This window comes from Klebsiella sp. JB_Kp031, assembly GCF_040064295.1.
GTDB lineage: Bacteria > Pseudomonadota > Gammaproteobacteria > Enterobacterales > Enterobacteriaceae > Klebsiella > Klebsiella quasipneumoniae.
Genome location: NZ_JBEAJW010000001.1, coordinates 256350 through 277032, shown reverse-complemented (window position 1 = coordinate 277032; position 20683 = coordinate 256350). Strand labels below are relative to the sequence as shown.

The following is a 20683-nucleotide window of genomic DNA, read 5'->3' as shown; positions in this document are numbered from 1 at the left end:
CAAGGAGTGTGTTATGTCGCAAACTGCCACACTGATTCTGACCCACGGCCAGATTCATACCCTCGATCGTGCGAATCCGCTGGCGGAAGCCGTGGCCATCGCCGACGGAAAAATTGTTGCCACCGGAAGCCACGATCGGATCATGAGCTTTGCCGCCGAGGGAACGCAGATCGTCGATCTCAAAGGGCATACGGTGATCCCGGGCCTCAACGATTCTCACCTGCATCTGATCCGCGGAGGGTTGAACTACAACCTTGAGCTCCGCTGGGAGGGCGTGCCCTCGCTGGCCGATGCCCTGCGAATGCTTAAGGATCAGGCGGATCGCACACCGTCGCCGCAGTGGGTGCGGGTGGTCGGCGGCTGGAGCGAATTCCAGTTCGCCGAACGACGGATGCCGACCCTGGAAGAGCTAAACGACGCGGCGCCCGATACGCCAGTGTTTGTGCTACATCTCTACGATCGCGCACTGCTGAACCGCGCGGCGCTGAAAGCCGTGGGGTATACCAAAGAGACGCCGGATCCGGTGGGCGGAGAGATCGTCCGCGATAGCCACGGCAACCCGACCGGGATGCTGATTGCCAAACCAAACGCCATGATCCTCTACGCCACCCTGGCCAAAGGGCCGAAGCTGCCGCTGGATCTGCAGGTGAACTCCACCCGTCAGTTTATGCGCGAGCTGAACCGACTGGGGCTGACCAGCGCCATCGACGCCGGGGGCGGTTTCCAGAACTACCCGGAAGATTACGAAATTATCGAGCAGCTGCACGCAAAAGATCAGATGACCGTGCGCATCGCCTACAACCTGTTTACCCAGCGACCGAAGCAGGAGCTGGAGGACTTCGAGCGCTGGACCGATATGCTGAAGCCGGGGCAGGGAACCGATTTCTATCGCGCCAACGGCGCCGGCGAGATGTTGGTATTTTCGGCGGCGGATTTTGAAGATTTCCTGCAGCCGCGGCCGGATTTGCCGCAAGGCATGGAAGATGAGCTGGAGCGGGTGGTGCGCCATCTGGTGGAACATCGCTGGCCGTTCCGCCTGCATGCCACCTACGACGAGTCCATCAGCCGGATGCTGGACGTGTTTGAGAAGGTGAACCGTGACATTCCGTTTAATGGCCTGCACTGGTTCTTCGATCATGCCGAGACCATTACCGAGCGCAACATTGAGCGGGTGAAGGCGCTGGGGGGCGGCATTGCGGTGCAGCACCGGATGGCCTTCCAGGGCGAATATTTTGTCGATCGCTACGGCAAAGAGGCGGTGAAACATACGCCGCCGGTAGCGAAAATGCTGGAGCTGGACGTACCGGTAGGGTTAGGGACCGATGCCACCCGCGTCGCCAGCTATAATCCGTGGACCGCGCTGTACTGGCTGGTCTCCGGGCGCACCGTTGGCGGGATGGCGATGTATGACGACAACAACCGCCTGCCGCGCGATGTCGCGCTGGAGCTGTGGACGGCGGGCAGCGCCTGGTTCTCCAGCGAGCAGGGTAAAAAGGGCCGTCTGGCCGCCGGTCAGCTTGCCGATCTGGTGGTGCTGTCGAAGGACTATTTCAGCGTCGCGGAAGAGGAGATCAAAGGCATTGAGTCGGTGCTGACGGTGGTTGATGGCAAAGTGGTGTACGCCGCCGGTCACTTCTCGCCGCTGGCGCCGCCGCCGATCCCGGTGCTGCCGGAGTGGTCGCCGGTGGTGAAGGTCCCGGGCCATTACCGTTCCGCTCCGCCGGCGGCGGCCAAAATTGGCGCCATAGTCCAGATGCACCAGTGCTGCGGTAGCTGCGGTGTCCACGGCCATCAGCATGATATCGCGCGGAAATCGTCGATCCCGGTCTCCGACGAGCAGGCCTTCTGGGGCGTGCTGGGTTGCTCCTGCTTTGCCTTCTGATGCCTGACGCCTCCGCCCCGGTTGCTAAGGGGCGGAGGTCTCAGCCACCTTTCACGCATCAATAGCGCTGCTGTGAGCCAAAAAGCGCCATGCGGCGGGCAATCATTTCGCGTACTGGCTGCAGTCCCTGGGCGATCACTTTCCGCGGATCGTTCACATCGTGCCCGGTATCGGCAGCAAAGATCGCCTTCACCTGCTGGCACCAGGCGTACATATTTTCGGTATTAACGTTAATCTTGGCGGTGCCGCAGGCAATCGCCCGGCGCATATCCTCATCGGCAATACCGGTGCCGCCATGCAGCACCAGCGGAACCTTCACCCGCTCGGCAATGGCTTTCATCTCGGTAAATCCCAGTCGGGCTTTGCCTTTATACAGGCCATGGGTGGAGCCCAGCGCGGCGGCGAGGCAATCCACCTGGGTTTCTGTCACCAGGGTGTAGCACTCCTCGGGATCGGCGTAGATGACTTCGGAATTGACAATGCCGTCTTCACTGCCGGCGATAGTCCCCAGTTCGGCCTCCACGGAGATACCTTTGCTGTGCGCCAGCGTCACCAGATGGCGAGTAATAGCCAGGTTTTCCCTGAACGGCAGATGCGAGCCATCAAACATAATGGAACTGAAGCCGGCGGCGATCGCCGCTTCGCAGGCCTCCCGGGAGGTGCCATGATCCAGATGCAGCGCCACCGGAACATCAATATGCAAATACTCCATGGCGTTAACTACGATGTCATGAATACATTTTAACCCGAGCATATGCTTAACCGTGCCGCCGGACACGCCCAAAATAACCGGTGAGCGGCACTGCTGGGCGGTGCTTAATACGGCGCCGACCCATTCCAGATTATTAATGTTGAACTGACCGACGGCGTAGCCGTCCCGCAGGGCATGCTGAAGCATGTCCTTCATCGACACTAACATATTCACCTCTTGATATTTATTAAATGCAGTTATTCTTCAAAATATTGCTTTAAGTTTCTCTCGTAGTTATTTAACGAGTGGTGGACGACCGCCAGGTCCGGCATAGATTCCCGTACCCCTTTTTTCTCAATAGAAATGGCGGCGGTCAGGCTGGCAAATAAAATAATATTATCTATGTGCCATGAGTAGTGGACGCCATAGGTGAAGGCGCCGTGAAATACATCCCCGGCTCCGGTGGTATCAATGGCATTGCACAGCCAGGAAGGAACGATCTGCAGCATACCGCTTTTTAAAAAAGCGCAGCCTTTTTCGCCAAGGGTAATAAATGCTTCACCGCGGCAAATTTTATTCAGCTCAATCAGCGCCGCTTTAATTTCTGCTTCGGTGCTCAAAGAGCGATAGCTCATATAATCGCGGGCAAAATGTTCGCTCACTACAAAATAGTCGGTCCAGGCTGCGAGTTTTATATTGCTGGCGCGCAGTGACCCGCCGTCCATCACCACTCTGGCGTTGGGCAGTTTCTTAATTAAATATTCACTGATTTCCGGCTCATGGCCGTCAATTAAAATGGTGACCGGATCCTCGGCGGCAATCAGTCGTTCGGCGAGGTCGTCCAGTTTGAGCTTTTGATCGTAGGTCAGGGAAGGCGGTGTCTGCATCTTGCGGGTAATAATCGTCCGCGAACCCGTTAAGCGATTGACCAGCACCGAGGCCAGCGGGGTGATCATGTCATCGGAGAAAACCACCTGGCTGGTATCCACCCCCGCTTCGGCAAACTCATCGATAATGCGCTGACCGTAAAGGTCCTGATGCAGATGGCCGATGTAATAGACCTCCTCACCCCATAATCCCAGCAGCCAGGCTGCATTGGCCGCCGGGCCGCCGCCGCTTTCTATAAAATCATGACAAAAGTTTTTGGTATTCTCCTGGGGCCATTCATTGAGAAAGAAAAACTGATCGAAACAGGCAAATCCAATGGACAAAATAGCCATAACCACTCCTGATTATTTGTCAGCGGCGGGAAGCGTGACCTTCCCGCAGGGAAAAATGACCTCGCTTATTCATTTTTCTGCTTGGCAGTAAGCTCCTCATAGCTGAGCGTGTTGCCCACTACCCGTACCTGACGGAAGCAGAAAGGCACCAGCAGCGCGACGAGCAGCGCCAGACAAATCAGGTAGATAGTGACCTGGCCAAACTGGGTGAACGCGTTACCGATAATGATGCCCCACACTGCGAAGTCGAAATCGGCGAAGGTGCTGTTTTCAAACCCGAGGTTGCCGAGCGCCGGCAGCAGCATCGCCGGCAGGAAGGCGAGGAAGATCCCGCCGATAAAGGCGGCGATGATACACCCGCGCTTACCGCCTAGCTTGTCGGCAAAGACCCCGGAGGTGCCGCCGCAGAAGAAGTGCGGCACCATGCCGGGAATAATCAGCGCCATGCCCAGTCCGCCGAGCATGAGCATCCCGACCAGACCGCCCACAAAGGAGCTGATGAATCCCACCACCACCGCGGTGGGGCTAAAGGTGAAGAACACCGCGCAGTCAACGGCCGGGATGGAGTCCGGGATCAGTTTCTGGCTGATGCCCTGGAATGCCGGCACCAGATCGCCGAGGATCAACCGCACGCCGTTGTAGACAATGGCTACGCCAACGGCGAACTGCAGACCGGTCAGCACGGAGAAGATCAGCATATTCTGGTCGGTGATGGTGCTCAGGTACGCCGACCCGGCGACAGCGCTGCAGATGAAGTAGATAACAAACATCACGATACCGGTGGTGACGGTGGTATCGCGCAGAAATCCCCATTTCTCTGAGATTTCGGTATCGGCGAAGGAGTTTGCCGGATTGCCGGTCCGGCTGGCGATCCACGCCGAGAGGTAGTAGCCCAGGGAGCCGAAATGGCCCATGGCGATCCCGCCGTCTTCGGTTACCTGCCTGGTGTAACGCTGGCCAATGGCCGGGGAAATGGCCGACCATGAGCCCAACAGGAATCCGCCGATCAGGATCAACATCCAGCCCTGGAACTCCGCCGCCTGCAGGACGGCGGAGAACAGGCAGGCGAGAAAGAACGAATGATGGCCGGTGAGAAAGATATATTTATATTTGGTGCAGCGGGCTATGATCAGGTTGAAAATAAAGCCCAACAGCAAAATACTCATGGTTTCCACGCCCAGCATTTTCTGGGCGACGGAGACAATGGCTTCATTGTTAGGAATAACGCCGCGGATATTAAATCCAGCTTCGATAATACCTCCCAGCGGGTTGAGATTGGCAACGATAACGCCTGCGCCAGCGCTCAGCATCAAATAGCCTAAAATCGGCTTTAATGTGCCGGTAAGGAGTTTGTTGCCGGGGGAGCGCAGCGCCACTAAGCCAACGAAGGCGATAAGCCCCATTAAAAAAGCGGGTTGACTGAATATTTCCGTTAAGAAACTAAGAATAGCCTGCATGGTCGTTCCCTCTATGCTGATTAAGAGTGAGTCGCAGCAATTTTCATCAGTGCGTCGGTAATATCCTCGGCGATTTTTGCTTTATGGACGTAGCTGCGAATAATGGCGACATGACAGTGGGCCGGAAATTGATTTGCCAGTTCTTTGATCGTGACGTAAAGGTCGGCTTTTTCCCCGACGGCGTTAGCAAAATCGACCGAAGCGACGTCCGCTTTGATACCTAATTCTTCACAGATCTTCTTCACATTATTCGCAGCCATCAATGAACTGCCAATACCGTTACCACAAACCGTTCTGATAACTAACATAATGACTACTCCATTTGTTTTTGGATGAAATGTAAGACTGAATTCACGTCATTTTCCTGCTGAAGAAAAGTCACGATATCTGACTCGATCAGCGAGGCAATCAATTGGATCATTTTGATATGACTGTCAGCATCGGCGCCGGCGATCGCGATGACGACGGTAACCGGATCGAACTCATCGTGGCCGAAGGTCACTGGCGTGGCGGTGGTGACAAGCGAAAATCCGGTCTGCAATGCCCCTTTTTCCGGGCGGGCGTGCGGCATGGCAATCCCGTCATCTATCACGATGGCGGCGCCAAAATCCTCGTATACTGTCAGCATCTCGTTGACATATTCGGCGCTGCAAATCTGGCGCCTGGCGAGTAATGAACCCGCCAGTTCGATGGCCTCCTCCGCATGGGAAATATTCTGCTTCAGGGCGATTAACGTCGGGTCAAAAATAATATCCATTCTCTTCTCCTGAACGTATTCCTGTTCCTGAGTAAAATCATGACCAAATACATTGATAAAAATGATGGATGAGATCACATCCGCGGTTTTAAATATTGATGGCGATCACATCGACGGCAAAGTGCTGGCTGAAAATCATATAATTAATTTATTTGTTTTTCAGACTGTTATGAAGTGGTTGAGATTTAACGCTGAAATTTGACAGAGAAAAAATGAGAGGCAGAGCGAAATTTTTCAGCAGAAGTGTATTGCTGGTCACAAATATCAGCGGGTCATTTTCTTAAATTTTGACGCCGCTAACAAAAAAGGCCCGCTTGAGCGGGCCTTTTATAAAAACGTGTGCCGATTACAGGCTGGAGACGTTTTCGGTCAGGTATTTTGCCACGCCTTCCGGAGAGGCAGCCATACCTTCTTTTCCTTTTTCCCACTGCGCCGGGCAGACTTCGCCGTGCTCTTCGTGGAACTGCAGCGCGTCAACCATGCGCAGCATTTCGTCGATGTTACGGCCCAGCGGCAGGTCGTTAACCACCTGGTGGCGAACCACGCCGTTGGCGTCGATCAGGAAGGAGCCGCGCAGCGCTACGCCTTCGTCCGGATGCTCGATACCGTAAGCTTTCTGGATTTCACGTTTGATGTCGGCAACCATCGCGTATTTAACCGGGCCGATACCGCCCTGGTCTACCGGGGTATTACGCCATGCGTTGTGCACGAACTCGGAGTCGAAGGAAACGCCAACCACTTCCACGCCGCGTTTCTGGAATTCTTCGTAACGTTTGTCGAACGCGATCAGCTCAGACGGGCAAACGAAGGTGAAGTCCATCGGCCAGAAGAACAGAACGGTAGGTTTACCGTTGGTGTGCTGTTTGAAATTGAATTTCTCAACGATCTCACCATTACCCAGCACAGCGGCTGCAGTAAAATCCGGCGCTTGACGAGTGACCAGAACCATTTGATTCTCCTGTAATTACTAAGGTTATTTGGAACGCAACGCGGGCAAGTATAGAGCCTGTCCGCCAATAACACAAAGAGGCGCTGACAATCGTTCAGCCAGCTTTTACCTATCAATGTCGCAGCGATTACAGCTGTTTGTTTTTCGCCTGACGCATCATCTGCGGATAAAAGCGCCAGAACTGCCCCTCCAGCCGGTCGTAGTGAGTATCCAGATCCTGCCAGGAGTCGCGCAGCGCCTCGAGACGCGGGCGGCGGCTGGCCATGCCATTGAGCACGCGCTGAATAAAATCCATCTCCTGATAGCGCTCCAGCCAGCGCTCCGACCACAGGTATTGATTGAGATTGACGAAGCGGGGCGGCGAGTCGGGCAGGATCGGCACGATCTGCCGCTCGGCGTAGCGCACGAACTCGTCCAGCGGCAGGTCAGGGGAGAGTTGCGCCCAGTGCTGCGACAGGAAATGATCCCACATGACGTCGAGGGTGATGGGGGCGACGCGGCGGGTCTGCGGGCGAAACCACTCCCGCGCCTCTTTGACTTCCGCCAGGTTGTCAGTCAGCACGTCAATTCGCCGATGCATATAGATGCCATCGACGATCGCCGCCGGATAGTCGCCCTGCGGGTTGCCGCGCACAAAGTCGGCCATCAGATTGCCGGGCAGCGAACTGTCGGCGAGATGGGCCAGGTGCAGGTGGGCGAGAAAATTCATAGCGACGACATCCTTTAAATACTTTATGGCGAGCAGAGTGAGCGGTGTAGCGCTGCGCGTCGCCCTGAACGGCAGCCCCGGTGCCCGAATGGCGTGCTGTCTGGCCGCGCGCGGCCCTCTGCCACCGGTGATGCATTCGGCTGCCGCATGGCGGCATTCGGAATGATTTGGAATATAGATTATGTCATTCGTCCGGAGGGGTAAAGGTTGCAGGCAGAACGCCCCGGCACTAGACTACCCGCCTCTTTATTCAGTCTGAGTTACCGTCATGCGCGTTACCGATTTTGCTTTTGAACTACCCGAATCTCTGATCGCCCACTATCCGATGCCTGAGCGCAGCAGCTGCCGCTTACTTTCCCTGGACGGGCCGACGGGCGCGCTGACGCATGGCACCTTCACCGACATCCTCGATAAGCTCAATCCTGGCGATCTGCTGGTGTTTAACAACACCCGGGTGATCCCGGCGCGTTTGTTCGGTCGTAAGGCCAGCGGCGGCAAGATCGAAGTGCTGGTGGAGCGGATGCTGGATGATAAGCGCATCCTCGCCCATATTCGCGCCTCGAAAGCGCCGAAGCCGGGCGCCGAGCTGCTGCTGGGCGACGACGAGAGCATTCAGGCCACCATGCTGGCGCGTCACGGCGCGCTGTTTGAAGTGGAATTTAACGACGAGCGCCCGGTGCTGGAGATCCTTAACGGGATTGGCCATATGCCGCTGCCGCCCTACATTGACCGCCCGGATGAAGACGCTGACCGCGAGCTCTATCAAACCGTCTACGGCACCAGGCCGGGCGCGGTAGCCGCCCCGACCGCTGGTCTGCACTTCGACGAACCGCTGCTGGATAAACTGCGCGCCAAAGGCGTTGAGATGGCGTTTGTCACCCTGCACGTGGGCGCGGGTACCTTCCAGCCGGTGCGCGTCGACAGCATTGAAGAGCACACCATGCACTCTGAATATGCGGAAGTGCCGCAGGAGGTAGTCGATGCGGTGCTGGCGGCGAAGGCGCGCGGCAATCGCGTGATCGCGGTGGGCACCACCTCGGTACGCTCGCTGGAGAGCGCGGCGCAGGCGGCGAAAGACGCCCTGATTGCGCCGTTCTTCGACGATACGCAGATTTTCATCTACCCGGGTTATCAGTACCAGGTGATCGATGCGCTGGTAACCAACTTCCATCTCCCTGAATCCACACTGATTATGTTGGTGTCGGCGTTTGCGGGTTATCAGCACACCATGAACGCCTATAAGGTAGCGGTGGAGCAGAAATATCGCTTTTTTAGCTACGGGGATGCGATGTTTATCACGTACAATCCGCAGGCTATTTCTGAGCGTCCCTGAAGAGGCCGGCCCGCCGGCTTTTTGGACGCCATGACGCATTTTTTTAGCCACGGAATCATTCCGTGGCGAGTATGAAAACGTCGGACTGTTTTTCTGACGCAGGAGCAAGCATGAAATTTGAACTGGATACCACCGACGGTCGCGCCCGCCGCGGTCGCCTGGTGTTTGAGCGCGGCGTGGTGGAAACACCTGCCTTTATGCCCGTTGGCACCTACGGCACCGTCAAAGGGATGACGCCGGAAGAGGTGGAAGCCACCGGCGCGCAGATTATTCTCGGCAACACCTTCCACCTGTGGCTGCGCCCGGGTCAGGAGATCATGAAGCTGCACGGCGATCTGCACGATTTTATGCAGTGGAAAGGACCGATCCTGACCGACTCCGGCGGCTTCCAGGTGTTCAGCCTTGGCGATATCCGTAAGATCACCGAGCAGGGCGTGCATTTCCGCAACCCGATCAACGGCGATCCGATTTTCCTCGATCCGGAAAAATCCATGGAGATTCAGTACGATCTCGGCTCTGATATCGTGATGATCTTCGACGAATGTACGCCGTATCCGGCGGACTGGGATTACGCCAAGCGCTCAATGGAGATGTCTCTGCGCTGGGCGAAGCGCAGCCGTGACCGTTTCGATAGCCTTGGCAATAAAAATGCGCTGTTCGGCATCATTCAGGGCAGCGTTTACGAAGATTTACGTGATATCTCGGTGAAAGGTCTGGTAGAGATTGGCTTTGATGGCTACGCTGTCGGCGGTTTGGCGGTCGGCGAGCCGAAGGAAGACATGCACCGTATTCTGGAGCACGTCTGCCCGCAGATCCCGGCCGATAAACCACGATACCTGATGGGCGTCGGGAAGCCGGAAGATCTGGTGGAAGGGGTACGTCGCGGTATCGATATGTTCGACTGCGTCATGCCGACGCGCAACGCGCGTAACGGCCACCTGTTCGTCACCGACGGCGTGGTGAAAATCCGCAACGCGAAGCACAAAAGCGATACCGCGCCGCTGGACGCCGAGTGTGATTGCTATACATGTCGCAATTATTCACGCGCTTACTTGCATCACCTTGACCGTTGCAACGAAATATTGGGCGCGCGTCTCAATACCATTCATAACCTGCGCTACTATCAGCGTTTAATGGCTGGTTTACGCAAGGCTATCGAAGAGGGTAAATTAGAGAGCTTCGTGACCGATTTTTACCAACGTCAGGGGCGTACCGTGCCTCCTTTGAACGTTGATTAATTTTAATAATGAGGGAATTTCAATGAGCTTTTTTATTTCTGATGCGGTAGCGGCAACGGGTGCACCGGCGCAGGGCAGCCCGATGTCTCTGATTCTGATGCTGGTGGTGTTCGGTCTGATTTTTTACTTCATGATCCTGCGTCCACAGCAGAAGCGCACCAAGGAACATAAGAACCTGATGAACTCCATCGCCAAAGGTGATGAAGTGCTGACCAACGGCGGTCTGGTCGGTCGCGTGACCAAAGTAGCGGAAACTGGCTACATTGCTATCGCGCTGAACGATACCACTGAAGTGGTTATCAAACGTGACTTCGTTGCTGCCGTTCTGCCGAAAGGCACCATGAAGGCGCTGTAATCTAACTTTTCCCAAAGGGAACTGCCGTGTTAAACCGTTATCCTTTGTGGAAGTATGTCATGCTGGTCGTCGTCATTGTCGTCGGCCTGATCTATGCGCTTCCCAACCTGTATGGTGAGGATCCGGCTGTTCAAATCACTGGCGCGCGCGGCGTCGCCGCCAGTGAGCAAACGCTGATCCAGGTCCAGAAAACTTTACAAGAAGAAAAAATTACCGCGAAGTCTGTGGCACTGGAAGAGGGCGCTATTCTTGCGCGCTTCGACACCACTGATACCCAGCTGCGCGCGCGTGAAGCGCTGCTTACCGTGCTGGGTGACAAATACGTCGTGGCGCTAAACCTTGCTCCGGCAACCCCACGCTGGCTGGCGGCACTCTATGCCGAACCGATGAAGCTGGGTCTTGATCTGCGCGGCGGCGTGCACTTCCTGATGGAAGTCGACATGGACACCGCGTTAGGCAAACTGCAGGAACAGAACATCGATAGCCTGCGCAGCGAGCTGCGCGACAAAGGCATTCCTTACGCGACCGTGCGCAAGGAAGACAACTACGGTCTGAGCATCGTCTTCCGCGACAGCGCGGCGCGCGACCAGGCTATCTCTTATCTCAGCCCTCGCCATCGCGATCTGGTGATCTCCTCTCAGGGTGACAACAGCCTGAAAGCGGTGATGACCGATGAGCGCCTGAAAGAAGCCCGTGAGTACGCGGTTCAGCAGAACATTAACATTCTGCGTAACCGTGTGAACCAGCTAGGCGTCGCCGAACCGCTGGTTCAGCGTCAGGGCGCTGACCGCATCGTCGTTGAGCTGCCGGGTATCCAGGATACCGCGCGGGCGAAGGAGATCCTTGGCGCGACCGCGACCCTCGAGTTCCGTCTGGTCAATACCAACGTTGACCAGTCCGCCGCCGCCTCTGGCCGCGTACCGGGCGACTCGGAAGTGAAGCAGACGCGTGAAGGCCAGCCGGTGGTGCTGTACAAGCGGGTGATCCTGACCGGTGACCATATCACCGACTCGACCTCCAGCATGGATGAGTACAACCAGCCGCAGGTCAACATCTCGCTGGACAGCGCGGGCGGTAACATCATGTCCAACTTCACCAAGGACAATATCGGCAAGCCGATGGCGACCCTGTTCGTGGAGTATAAAGACAGCGGTAAGAAAGACGCCAACGGTCGGGCTATCCTGGCGAAAGAGGAAGAGGTGATTAACATCGCCAACATCCAGTCGCGTCTGGGTAACAGCTTCCGTATTACCGGTATCAGCAACCCGAACGAAGCGCGCCAGCTGTCGCTGCTGCTGCGTGCCGGCGCGTTGATTGCGCCGATTCAGATCGTCGAAGAGCGGACTATCGGCCCAACCCTTGGTATGCAGAACATCAAGCAGGGTCTGGAAGCCTGTCTGGCCGGCCTGGTGGTCTCCATCCTGTTCATGATCCTCTTCTATAAGAAGTTCGGTCTGATTGCGACCTCGGCGCTGATTGCCAACCTGGTGCTGATTGTCGGCATTATGTCCCTCATCCCGGGGGCGACGCTGACCATGCCGGGCATCGCGGGTATCGTGTTAACCCTTGCGGTGGCGGTCGATGCTAACGTTCTGATCAACGAGCGTATCAAAGAAGAGCTGAGCAACGGGCGTACCGTTCAGCAGGCGATTGACGAAGGTTATCGCGGCGCGTTCAGCTCGATCTTCGACGCCAACGTGACGACGCTTATCAAAGTGATCATCCTGTACGCGGTCGGTACCGGTGCCATTAAAGGGTTTGCGATTACTACCGGTATCGGTATCGCGACCTCAATGTTTACCGCTATCGTCGGCACCCGTGCCATCGTGAACCTGCTGTACGGCGGCAAGCGCGTTAAAAAGCTGTCTATCTGAGGAGTGCGTTGTGGCACAGGAATATACTGTTGAACAATTGAACCACGGCCGTAAAGTCTGGGACTTTATGCGCTGGGACTACTGGGCCTTCGGCATTTCAGGTTTTCTGCTGATTGTGTCGATCGCCATCATCGGCGTCCGCGGCTTTAACTGGGGTCTCGATTTCACCGGCGGTACGGTGATCGAAATTACCCTTGAGAAGCCGGTCGATCTCGACCAGATGCGCGATTCCCTGCAAAAAGCGGGCTTTGAAGAGCCGCAGGTGCAGAACTTTGGCAGCAGCCGCGACATCATGGTACGTATGCCGCCGGTGCATGACGCCAACGGCAGCCAGGAGCTGGGCAGTAAGGTCGTGACGGTGATTAACGAATCGACCAGCCAGAACGCGGCGGTGAAGCGCATTGAGTTTGTCGGCCCGAGCGTCGGTGCGGACCTTGCGCAAACCGGCGCCCTGGCGCTGATTGCCGCACTGGTCTGTATCCTGATCTACGTCGGCTTCCGCTTCGAATGGCGTCTGGCGGCGGGGGTGGTTATCGCCCTGGCGCACGACGTGGTGATCACCATGGGCGTGCTGTCGCTGTTCCATATCGAAATCGACCTGACCATTGTGGCCTCGTTGATGTCGGTTATCGGCTACTCGCTGAACGACAGTATCGTGGTATCGGACCGTATCCGTGAAAACTTCCGTAAGATCCGCCGCGGTACGCCGTACGAGATCTTCAACGTGTCGTTGACCCAGACGCTGCACCGTACCTTGATCACCTCCGGGACCACCCTGATGGTGATCCTGATGCTGTTCCTGTTCGGCGGCCCGATTCTGGAAGGCTTCTCGCTGACCATGCTGATCGGTGTTTCCATCGGTACGGCTTCTTCTATCTACGTCGCCTCCGCGCTGGCGTTGAAGCTGGGCATGAAGCGCGAGCATCTGCTGCAGCAGAAGGTGGAAAAAGAAGGGGCGGACCAGCCGTCAATTCTGCCGTAATACGGTTCAGTTGAAATAAAGCAATCCCGGCCCAGGCGGCCGGGATTTTTTTTGCCCGCGACAAAACCTGCTGACAGTATGCTGTCAGGAGCCCTCCCATACACTCCTTTTGAACTCAATAACGAGCAGGAGGAAGTATGAATAACGTGATTAACTGGTTTGAAATTCCGGTCGCCGATATGGATCGCGCCGTCGCGTTTTATGAGCCGGTGATGCAGGTGACGCTGCGTCGCGAAACCATGGACTGCGCCGAGCTGGCGGTGTTCCCGCATCAGGACCCGGCCCCCGGCGGCGCGCTGGCCAAATTTGAGGGTATCGCGCCTTCAGCGCAGGGCGCTATTATTTACCTGCATACAGACCATCTTGCCGCCACACTCGACCGCGTCGCCTCGGCGGGTGGGGCGTGTGTTTTCGGGCCGCTGACGCTGCCGAATAATATTGGCACCATCGCGCTGTTTACTGACAGCGAGGGCAACCGCGTCGGCCTGCATCAACCGGCTTAACCTGAACTTTTTGTGAAGTGAAACATGACCCGACGCGCCGACCGTTTATTTCAGATTGTGCAGATCCTGCGCGGCAGGCGGCTCACCACCGCCTCGCTGCTGGCGGAGCGGCTGGGCGTGTCGGAGCGCACCGTGTATCGCGATATTCGCGATCTCTCCCTCTCCGGCGTGCCGGTGGAGGGGGAGGCGGGTAGCGGCTACCGGCTGCTGGCGGGCTACGATCTGCCGCCGCTAATGCTGACCACCAAAGAATCCGAAGCGCTGATCGCCGCGATCCGGCTGCTGAAAACCTGGGGCGGCGAGGCGCTGTCGCAATCGCTGGAATCCGCACAGGAGAAGATGCTGGCGATCCTGCCGGAGGCGCGCCGACGCCAGGCGGAGCAGACCCGCCTGTTTGCCCCCGATCTCGGCGCCCATCGCTATGCCAAAACCTTCTTTGACATCATTCATCAGGCGGTCTCCGGCCAGCAGGTGCTGGCGTTGCGCTATCAGGATGAGTCCGGTCGGGTGACCGAGCGCGACGTGCTGCCGCTGGGGCTGTTTTTCTGGGGGGAGCGCTGGCTGCTGGTAGCCTGGTGTGAGCTGCGCAATGATTATCGCAACTTTCGCCTCGACCGCTGTCTGGCGGTCAGGGCGACCGAGCGTCGATTCAGCGAGTGCGCCGACCGCTCGTTAAATGATTTTCTGCGCAAGGTTCGGTGCGACGTGTGGGAGAAATAAAAACGCCCGGATGGCCCGGGCGCTGTCTTGCCGTTTCAGCAATTAGAAGTTGTAACCAACCACGAAGTAACCACCCCAGCCGGTTGAGCGGACGCTGAAATCGCCATCGCCGAAGTTCAGCTTGGCATCGTCAGCCCACTGGCCGCCGTTATGGAAGTAACGGGCCACTACCGAGTAGTGCCAGTGCGCGTAGTTCAGCGCCAGGATGTGGCTGGAGGCGATGGAGTTGCTGGTGCGCGCGTGCTTCCCGTTCAGATCGTAGAAGTTGTCATCGCCGAGGTCAGAACCCCAGTCGAAGTTGGTGAAGCCGATGTAGCTCAGCGAACCGCCCCACAGGTCGGTCAGCGGCACAAAGTATTTCACTTTGAAGCGGTAGCCGTCCCACTCGTTCTCATTGGACGCGCCGTAGTTCTGCCACTGGTATTTGGCGTAGACGTTCAACGACAGGCTCATCGGCAGGCCGGTGTCGATATCGGTACCCAGACCCATATACCAGGTGCTCTGCTCCTGGGAATCATTGCGGCCCATATCGTAGATATAGTTGTTCGCGAAATACCACTCTTTGAACGGCCCGAAGCTCAGATCGGTGTTGGTCAGCTTGTCGATAGAGAAGCGCGGTTCGATCTCCATAAACAGCGGAGAACCGTTGTTCCAGATACCTTTTGCCGTGCTATTGCCGCCGAAGAACACCGGAGCATCGATATAGCCGTAAAAATCAAACCAGTCTTTTTTGGCGAACGCTTCGTATTCCAGATAGGTATCGTTACGGATCTGCGGTCCGAAACGGGTGTGGTAGCTCCCTACCACGTTAACACTCTGGTGCCACCAGTCAGACAGATACTGCGGTTTGTCGTTTTCTGCCGCGCCCGCGGTAAAAGAAGTGGAGAGCGCCACAACCGCACCCGCTGCCAGTAATGTTTTTTTCATAGTAATGCCACTGTTTAAATTGAGCCTGAAGGCGTTAAAAGAAGTGCCGAAGCGTTTCTAAATATTTCGTCTTTCTGTGGGGGTCTATTATAGGAATCATTGCTCACAAAAATACGTGTTGTTTCACATAATCAGAACATGCGTAATCGATTGCGTTCACGATTCTATGCATTTCTTGACAAAATGCTACTGAAAATCGCGATGCAGAACGATTTCTAATGAACTCTTGCGAAAAGTTGTAAGTGGAGAAGAATGACGGGGCAGGGTGTCGCCGGGCAGGGGAAAGCCCGGCGCAAAGGCTTACTGTGCGGCGGCGGGCTGGATATCGTGGACGCGAATAAAACCGACTTTGTCCGGCGTTACGTTCAGGCGCAGCGGGATGTTGACATCGCTGGGTGCGAGGATGCTGGCCGGGGCGCTGATCAACTGATCCTGAACATTCACTTCCTGATAGCTGTGGGTAGTGCCGGTGATCTGTCCGGAGGCGACGGTGGCGGTAAAGGTCGGCAGCGGATCGTTGGATTCGCCCTGAATACGTAACGTCAGGCGTGATCCGTCGCCATCCGGCGTAATGCTCGCCACCGACATGCGCAGGGTGCCGATCTGGCTCTCCAGCCGCGCCGGGGTTTTCGCCTCCGGCAGCAAATAGACGCCGCGGGTAGATTTCGCGTTCAGCGCGTTTTGCTGGGTAATTTTGATCGTTTGCTGATTGAGCTGGGTCATCTCCTGGCTCAGGGTGCTCACGCTCTGGTGCATCTGGCGGATTTCGCTTTGCTGGGCGCAAGCGGTCAGGGTAAACAGGCTGCCCGCGATGGCGAGTTTCAGGTAACGTCTTGTCATGGTCAGGATTCCGTTTGCAGAGGATGCTTAATGGTAGCCAAACCGCCTGTCTCTCCCATAGATCCTTTGTCTCAAAAGCTCTTTCTTTGTAGTCAGGTCACTTCGCGGTAAACTACCCTTCAGTTTAACTACCTGTCAGGACGCGCTATGCATTGCCCTTTCTGTTTCGCCGTGGATACCAAAGTGATTGACTCTCGTCTGGTGGGGGAAGGCTCTTCCGTGCGTCGCCGTCGGCAGTGTCTGGTCTGTAATGAGCGCTTTACCACCTTCGAAGTGGCGGAGCTGGTGATGCCCCGGGTGGTGAAGAGTAACGATGTGCGTGAACCCTTCAACGAAGACAAGCTGCGCAGTGGGATGCTGAAAGCGCTGGAGAAACGTCCGGTCAGCGCCGATGACGTCGAAATGGCGGTCAACCATATCAAAACCCATCTGCGCGGCACCGGCGAGCGCGAAGTGGCCAGCAAAATGATCGGCAATCTGGTGATGGAACAGCTGAAAAAACTGGATAAAGTCGCCTATATTCGCTTCGCGTCGGTCTATCGCAGCTTCGAAGATATCAAAGAATTCGGCGAAGAGATCGCCCGCTTACAGGACTAAGCCATGCAGGACGAAATGTACATGGCGCGTGCGCTTAAGCTCGCCGCCCGCGGTCGCTTTACCACCCATCCTAACCCTAACGTTGGCTGTGTCATTGTAAAAGACGGCGAGATCGTCGGCGAAGGGTTCCACTATCGCGCCGGCGAGCCGCACGCCGAAGTGCACGCCCTGCGGATGGCGGGGGAACAGGCGCGAGGCGCCACCGCCTATGTCACCCTTGAGCCCTGCAGCCACCACGGCCGTACGCCGCCGTGCTGCGATGCGCTGATTGCCGCCGGCATCAGCCGCGTGGTCGCCGCGATGCAGGATCCGAACCCGCAGGTGGCGGGGCGCGGCTTGTACCGTCTGCAGCAGGCCGGTATTGAAGTCAGCCACGGGCTGATGATGAACGAGGCGGAAGCGCTGAACAAGGGCTTCCTGAAGCGGATGCGCACCGGTTTTCCCTGGGTGCAGCTCAAGCTGGGTGCTTCGCTGGACGGCCGCACGGCGATGGCCAGCGGCGAAAGCCAGTGGATCACCTCCCCGCAGGCGCGACGCGACGTGCAGCGTCTGCGCGCACAGAGCCATGCCATTCTGACCAGCAGCGCCACCGTACTGGCGGACGATCCGGCGCTGACCGTGCGCTGGCAGGAGCTGAGCGCCGATACCCAGGCGCTGTATCCCCAAGAGAATTTGCGCCAGCCGCTGCGCGTCGTGATCGACAGTCAGAACCGCGTCACGCCTGAGCATCGTATTGTGCAGCAGGCGGGGGAAACGCTGTTTGCCCGCTTGGGCGCCGATGAGCGCCAGTGGCCGGACAGCGTGCGCACGCTGCTGGTTCCGGAACATAACGGCCATCTCGATCTGGTGCTGCTGATGATGCTGCTTGGCAAACAGCAGATCAACAGCGTCTGGGTGGAGGCGGGGGCCACGCTTGCCGGGGCGCTGCTGCAGGCGGGGCTGGTCGACGAGCTTATCGTCTATATTGCGCCTAAACTGTTAGGCAATGCGGCGCGTGGATTATGCGCGCTGCCGGGGCTTGAAGAACTGAGCCAGGCGCCCCATTTTAAATTCAATGAGATACGTCAGGTTGGCCCGGATGTCTGCCTGCATTTAACCACTGCGTGAGGCTTTCCTGATTATTAGGAAGCAGCGCTCAGAATAATATGATAAAATCCGCCCCCCTTGCGGGGCACATGAACCCGAAGGAAGAGTATGAACATTATTGAAGCTAACGTTGCTACCCCGGACGCTCGCGTCGCCATCACCATTGCGCGTTTCAACAACTTTATCAATGACAGCCTGCTGGAAGGTGCGATTGACGCCCTGAAACGCATTGGTCAGGTAAAAGATGAAAACATCACCGTTGTTTGGGTTCCAGGCGCGTATGAGCTGCCGCTGGCGGCTGGCGCACTGGCGAAAACCGGTAAATATGACGCGGTGATCGCGCTGGGTACGGTGATTCGCGGCGGTACCGCCCACTTTGAATATGTGGCAGGCGGTGCCAGCAATGGCCTGGCGCACGTCGCTCAGGACAGCGAAATCCCGGTAGCCTTTGGTGTTCTGACCACTGAAAGTATTGAACAAGCCATTGAGCGCGCTGGCACCAAAGCCGGTAACAAAGGCGCAGAAGCTGCGCTGACCGCGCTGGAAATGATTAACGTATTGAAAGCCATCAAGGCCTGATTTTTGTAAGGGGAATTCCGTGAAACCTGCTGCTCGTCGCCGCGCCCGTGAGTGTGCCGTTCAGGCGCTCTACTCCTGGCAGTTGTCCCAGAACGACATCGCTGATGTCGAATACCAGTTCCTGGCGGAACAGGACGTAAAAGATGTTGATGTTCTGTATTTCCGCGAACTGCTGTCCGGAGTGGCGACTAACAGCGCGTACCTCGACGGCCTGATGAAGCCCTACCTGTCCCGTCAGCTGGAAGAGCTGGGTCAGGTGGAAAAAGCGGTGCTGCGTATCGCGCTGTTTGAGCTGTCCAAACGCGATGACGTACCGTATAAAGTGGCCATCAATGAAGCTATCGAACTGGCGAAAACCTTCGGCGCTGAAGATAGCCACAAGTTCGTCAACGGTGTGCTGGACAAAGCGGCTCCGGTAATTCGTCCCCACAAGAAGTAAACTGCAGGCCGGGTTTTGCGAGGGTCGTCTCGCAACCCGGCCTTATTTATTATTTTGCTGAGGCATAACGTATGGCATGTGGCGAATTCTCCCTGATTGCCCGTTATTTTGATCGCGTTAAAAGCGCTCGTCTTGATGTCGAGACCGGTATCGGCGACGACTGCGCTCTCCTGAATATTCCCGAGAAAAAAACGCTGGCAATCAGCACCGACACTCTGGTGGCGGGCAATCACTTCTTACCCGATATCGACCCGGCCGACCTCGCCTATAAAGCCCTGGCGGTGAACCTGAGCGACCTCGCAGCGATGGGCGCGGAGCCGGCGTGGCTCACCCTGGCGCTGACCTTGCCGGAGGTGGATGAAGCCTGGCTGGAAGCCTTCAGCGACAGCCTGTTTGTCCAGCTTGACTACTACGATATGCAGCTGATTGGCGGCGACACCACCCGTGGCCCGCTCGCCATGACCCTGGGTATCCACGGCTTTGTGCCGCCTGGGCGCGCCATGAAACGTTCAGGTGCGAAGCCGGGAGACTGGATCTATGTCACCGGTACCCCGGGGGACAGCGCCGCCGGCCTGGCGCTGTTGCAGAACCGGCTGACGGTGGATACGCCGACTGACGCCGACTATTTGCTGGCCCGTCACCTGCGTCCGATGCCCCGCGTGCTGCAGGGCCAGGCGCTGCGCGACCTGGCGACGTCGGCGATTGATCTCTCCGACGGCCTGATCTCCGATCTGGGTCATATTCTCAAAGCCAGCGGCTGTGGCGCGCGCATCGATCTTGATGCCATGCCGTACTCTGACGCGATGCTAAGCCAGGTTGATTCTGAGCAGGCGCTACGCTGGGCGCTCGCCGGTGGCGAAGACTACGAGCTATGCTTTACCGTACCGGAACTGAACCGTGGGGCGCTGGACGTGGCCCTTGGCCATCTTGGCGCGCGTTTTACCTGTATCGGACAGATTGCGCCGGAGAGCGAAGGTCTGCAGTTTATCCGCGACGGTAAGCCGGTCACGCTTGATTTAAAGGGATACGATCACTTTGCGTAGTCGAGACGAGGCGCTTAGCCGCCTGAGTATGCGTAATCCATGGCATCTGCTGGCGACCGGCTTTGGCAGCGGCTTAAGCCCGGTGGTGCCGGGCACGATGGGGTCGCTGGCGGCGATCCCGTTCTGGTATCTGATGACTTTTCTCCCCTGGCAGCTCTACTCGCTGGTGGTGATGATGAGCATCTGTATCGGGGTCTATCTGTGCCATCGCACGGCCAAAGATATGGGCACCCATGACCACGGCAGCATCGTCTGGGACGAGTTCGTCGGGATGTGGATCACTCTGATGGCGCTGCCGACCCTGGACTGGCAGTGGGTGGCCGCCGGCTTCGTCATTTTCCGTATCTTCGATATGTGGAAACCGTGGCCGATTCGCTGGTTTGACCGCAATATTCACGGCGGAATGGGGATCATGGTGGATGATATCGTCGCCGGCGTGATCTCCGCCGGCGTGCTGTATGTTATTGGCCATCACTGGCCCATCGGTCTGCTTTGACCGCTT

Annotated in this window: 24 protein-coding genes and 1 pseudogene; 16 read left to right on the top strand and 9 right to left on the bottom strand. The window is 57.0% G+C overall.

The features are described 5' to 3' along the window. Window positions 1-13 precede the first annotated feature (13 nt). A complete protein-coding gene (locus ABLV64_RS01290; protein ID WP_053810711.1) occupies window positions 14-1882 on the top strand; it encodes an amidohydrolase in 1869 nt (622 codons plus the stop codon). 58 nt (window positions 1883-1940) lie between these two features. On the opposite strand, the gene fba is transcribed toward ABLV64_RS01290, so the two are convergent. The 5 genes from fba to ABLV64_RS01265 form a co-directional block, all read right to left on the bottom strand. Beyond that, window positions 1941-2795, bottom strand: a complete 855-nt coding sequence (gene fba, locus ABLV64_RS01285) for a class II fructose-1,6-bisphosphate aldolase (RefSeq protein WP_074186558.1) — start codon at window positions 2793-2795, stop codon at window positions 1941-1943. Window positions 2796-2830: 35 nt separating this feature from the next. Beyond that, the gene (locus ABLV64_RS01280) at window positions 2831-3793 is read right to left on the bottom strand and encodes a PfkB family carbohydrate kinase (RefSeq protein ID WP_217325085.1); all 963 of its coding nucleotides are present in this window, start codon (window positions 3791-3793) and stop codon (window positions 2831-2833) included. Between the two features lie 65 nt (window positions 3794-3858). Beyond that, window positions 3859-5250, bottom strand: a complete 1392-nt coding sequence (locus tag ABLV64_RS01275) for a PTS ascorbate transporter subunit IIC (protein ID WP_004204848.1) — start codon at window positions 5248-5250, stop codon at window positions 3859-3861. 20 nt (window positions 5251-5270) lie between these two features. Then, complete coding sequence (locus ABLV64_RS01270) at window positions 5271-5558, bottom strand: PTS sugar transporter subunit IIB (protein WP_017898931.1); 288 nt, start codon at window positions 5556-5558, stop codon at window positions 5271-5273. Window positions 5559-5563: 5 nt separating this feature from the next. Continuing rightward, window positions 5564-6007, bottom strand: coding sequence for a PTS sugar transporter subunit IIA (locus tag ABLV64_RS01265; RefSeq protein WP_004204845.1), 444 nt, complete (start codon window positions 6005-6007; stop codon window positions 5564-5566). Window positions 6008-6062: 55 nt separating this feature from the next. Here ABLV64_RS01265 and ABLV64_RS01260 point away from each other — a divergent pair, with 55 nt between their 5' ends. Continuing rightward, window positions 6063-6209, top strand: coding sequence for a hypothetical protein (locus ABLV64_RS01260; RefSeq protein WP_032446996.1), 147 nt, complete (start codon window positions 6063-6065; stop codon window positions 6207-6209). A 144-nt stretch (window positions 6210-6353) separates the two neighbouring features. Here the strand turns inward: ABLV64_RS01260 and ABLV64_RS01255 are convergent, their stop codons facing one another. Continuing rightward, entirely contained in the window at window positions 6354-6956 is a 603-nt protein-coding gene (locus ABLV64_RS01255) for a peroxiredoxin (RefSeq protein WP_004178733.1), read from the bottom strand. Between the two features lie 127 nt (window positions 6957-7083). After that, window positions 7084-7665, bottom strand: a complete 582-nt coding sequence (gene acpH / locus ABLV64_RS01250; RefSeq protein ID WP_004204843.1) for an ACP phosphodiesterase — start codon at window positions 7663-7665, stop codon at window positions 7084-7086. Window positions 7666-7753: 88 nt separating this feature from the next. Here acpH and ABLV64_RS01245 point away from each other — a divergent pair. From ABLV64_RS01245 to ABLV64_RS01210, 8 genes and pseudogenes are all read left to right on the top strand, one after another. Further along, a pseudogene (locus ABLV64_RS01245) lies at window positions 7754-7869 on the top strand (hypothetical protein). A gap of 64 nt (window positions 7870-7933) precedes the next feature. Next, on the top strand, window positions 7934-8998 hold the full coding sequence (queA, locus tag ABLV64_RS01240; RefSeq protein ID WP_004204841.1) for a tRNA preQ1(34) S-adenosylmethionine ribosyltransferase-isomerase QueA: 1065 nt from the start codon (window positions 7934-7936) through the stop codon (window positions 8996-8998). 110 nt (window positions 8999-9108) lie between these two features. Next, window positions 9109-10236, top strand: a complete 1128-nt coding sequence (gene tgt, locus ABLV64_RS01235) for a tRNA guanosine(34) transglycosylase Tgt (RefSeq protein ID WP_002890395.1) — start codon at window positions 9109-9111, stop codon at window positions 10234-10236. Window positions 10237-10258: 22 nt separating this feature from the next. Beyond that, a complete protein-coding gene (gene yajC, locus ABLV64_RS01230) occupies window positions 10259-10591 on the top strand; it encodes a preprotein translocase subunit YajC (protein WP_002890398.1) in 333 nt (110 codons plus the stop codon). A 26-nt stretch (window positions 10592-10617) separates the two neighbouring features. Further along, window positions 10618-12465 (top strand): protein translocase subunit SecD, encoded by a 1848-nt coding sequence (gene secD, locus ABLV64_RS01225; protein ID WP_004204840.1) that lies wholly within the window; start codon window positions 10618-10620, stop codon window positions 12463-12465. Window positions 12466-12475: 10 nt separating this feature from the next. After that, complete coding sequence (secF, locus tag ABLV64_RS01220) at window positions 12476-13447, top strand: protein translocase subunit SecF (protein ID WP_004204839.1); 972 nt, start codon at window positions 12476-12478, stop codon at window positions 13445-13447. Between the two features lie 137 nt (window positions 13448-13584). After that, window positions 13585-13950, top strand: a complete 366-nt coding sequence (locus tag ABLV64_RS01215) for a VOC family protein (protein ID WP_004204838.1) — start codon at window positions 13585-13587, stop codon at window positions 13948-13950. Between the two features lie 24 nt (window positions 13951-13974). After that, window positions 13975-14670, top strand: coding sequence for a YafY family protein (locus ABLV64_RS01210; protein ID WP_004204837.1), 696 nt, complete (start codon window positions 13975-13977; stop codon window positions 14668-14670). A 42-nt stretch (window positions 14671-14712) separates the two neighbouring features. On the opposite strand, the gene ABLV64_RS01205 is transcribed toward ABLV64_RS01210, so the two are convergent. After that, complete coding sequence (locus ABLV64_RS01205; protein ID WP_004204836.1) at window positions 14713-15597, bottom strand: nucleoside-specific channel-forming protein Tsx; 885 nt, start codon at window positions 15595-15597, stop codon at window positions 14713-14715. 300 nt (window positions 15598-15897) lie between these two features. After that, window positions 15898-16437, bottom strand: a complete 540-nt coding sequence (locus ABLV64_RS01200; protein ID WP_348843132.1) for a DUF3251 domain-containing protein — start codon at window positions 16435-16437, stop codon at window positions 15898-15900. Window positions 16438-16584: 147 nt separating this feature from the next. Here ABLV64_RS01200 and nrdR point away from each other — a divergent pair, with 147 nt between their 5' ends. From nrdR to pgpA, 6 genes are all read left to right on the top strand, one after another. Then, window positions 16585-17034: a transcriptional regulator NrdR gene (nrdR, locus tag ABLV64_RS01195; protein ID WP_002890417.1), complete on the top strand. Its 450-nt coding sequence runs from the start codon at window positions 16585-16587 to the stop codon at window positions 17032-17034. Between the two features lie 3 nt (window positions 17035-17037). Continuing rightward, window positions 17038-18141 (top strand): bifunctional diaminohydroxyphosphoribosylaminopyrimidine deaminase/5-amino-6-(5-phosphoribosylamino)uracil reductase RibD, encoded by a 1104-nt coding sequence (gene ribD / locus ABLV64_RS01190; RefSeq protein WP_004204834.1) that lies wholly within the window; start codon window positions 17038-17040, stop codon window positions 18139-18141. A gap of 87 nt (window positions 18142-18228) precedes the next feature. Then, window positions 18229-18699, top strand: coding sequence for a 6,7-dimethyl-8-ribityllumazine synthase (gene ribE / locus ABLV64_RS01185; RefSeq protein WP_001021161.1), 471 nt, complete (start codon window positions 18229-18231; stop codon window positions 18697-18699). Between the two features lie 19 nt (window positions 18700-18718). Next, on the top strand, window positions 18719-19138 hold the full coding sequence (gene nusB, locus ABLV64_RS01180) for a transcription antitermination factor NusB (protein WP_004204833.1): 420 nt from the start codon (window positions 18719-18721) through the stop codon (window positions 19136-19138). Between the two features lie 71 nt (window positions 19139-19209). Continuing rightward, on the top strand, window positions 19210-20181 hold the full coding sequence (gene thiL, locus ABLV64_RS01175; protein WP_023319837.1) for a thiamine-phosphate kinase: 972 nt from the start codon (window positions 19210-19212) through the stop codon (window positions 20179-20181). Continuing rightward, on the top strand, window positions 20174-20677 hold the full coding sequence (gene pgpA, locus ABLV64_RS01170; protein ID WP_004177266.1) for a phosphatidylglycerophosphatase A: 504 nt from the start codon (window positions 20174-20176) through the stop codon (window positions 20675-20677). The genes thiL and pgpA overlap by 8 nt, the downstream gene beginning before the upstream one ends. Window positions 20678-20683 lie beyond the last annotated feature (6 nt).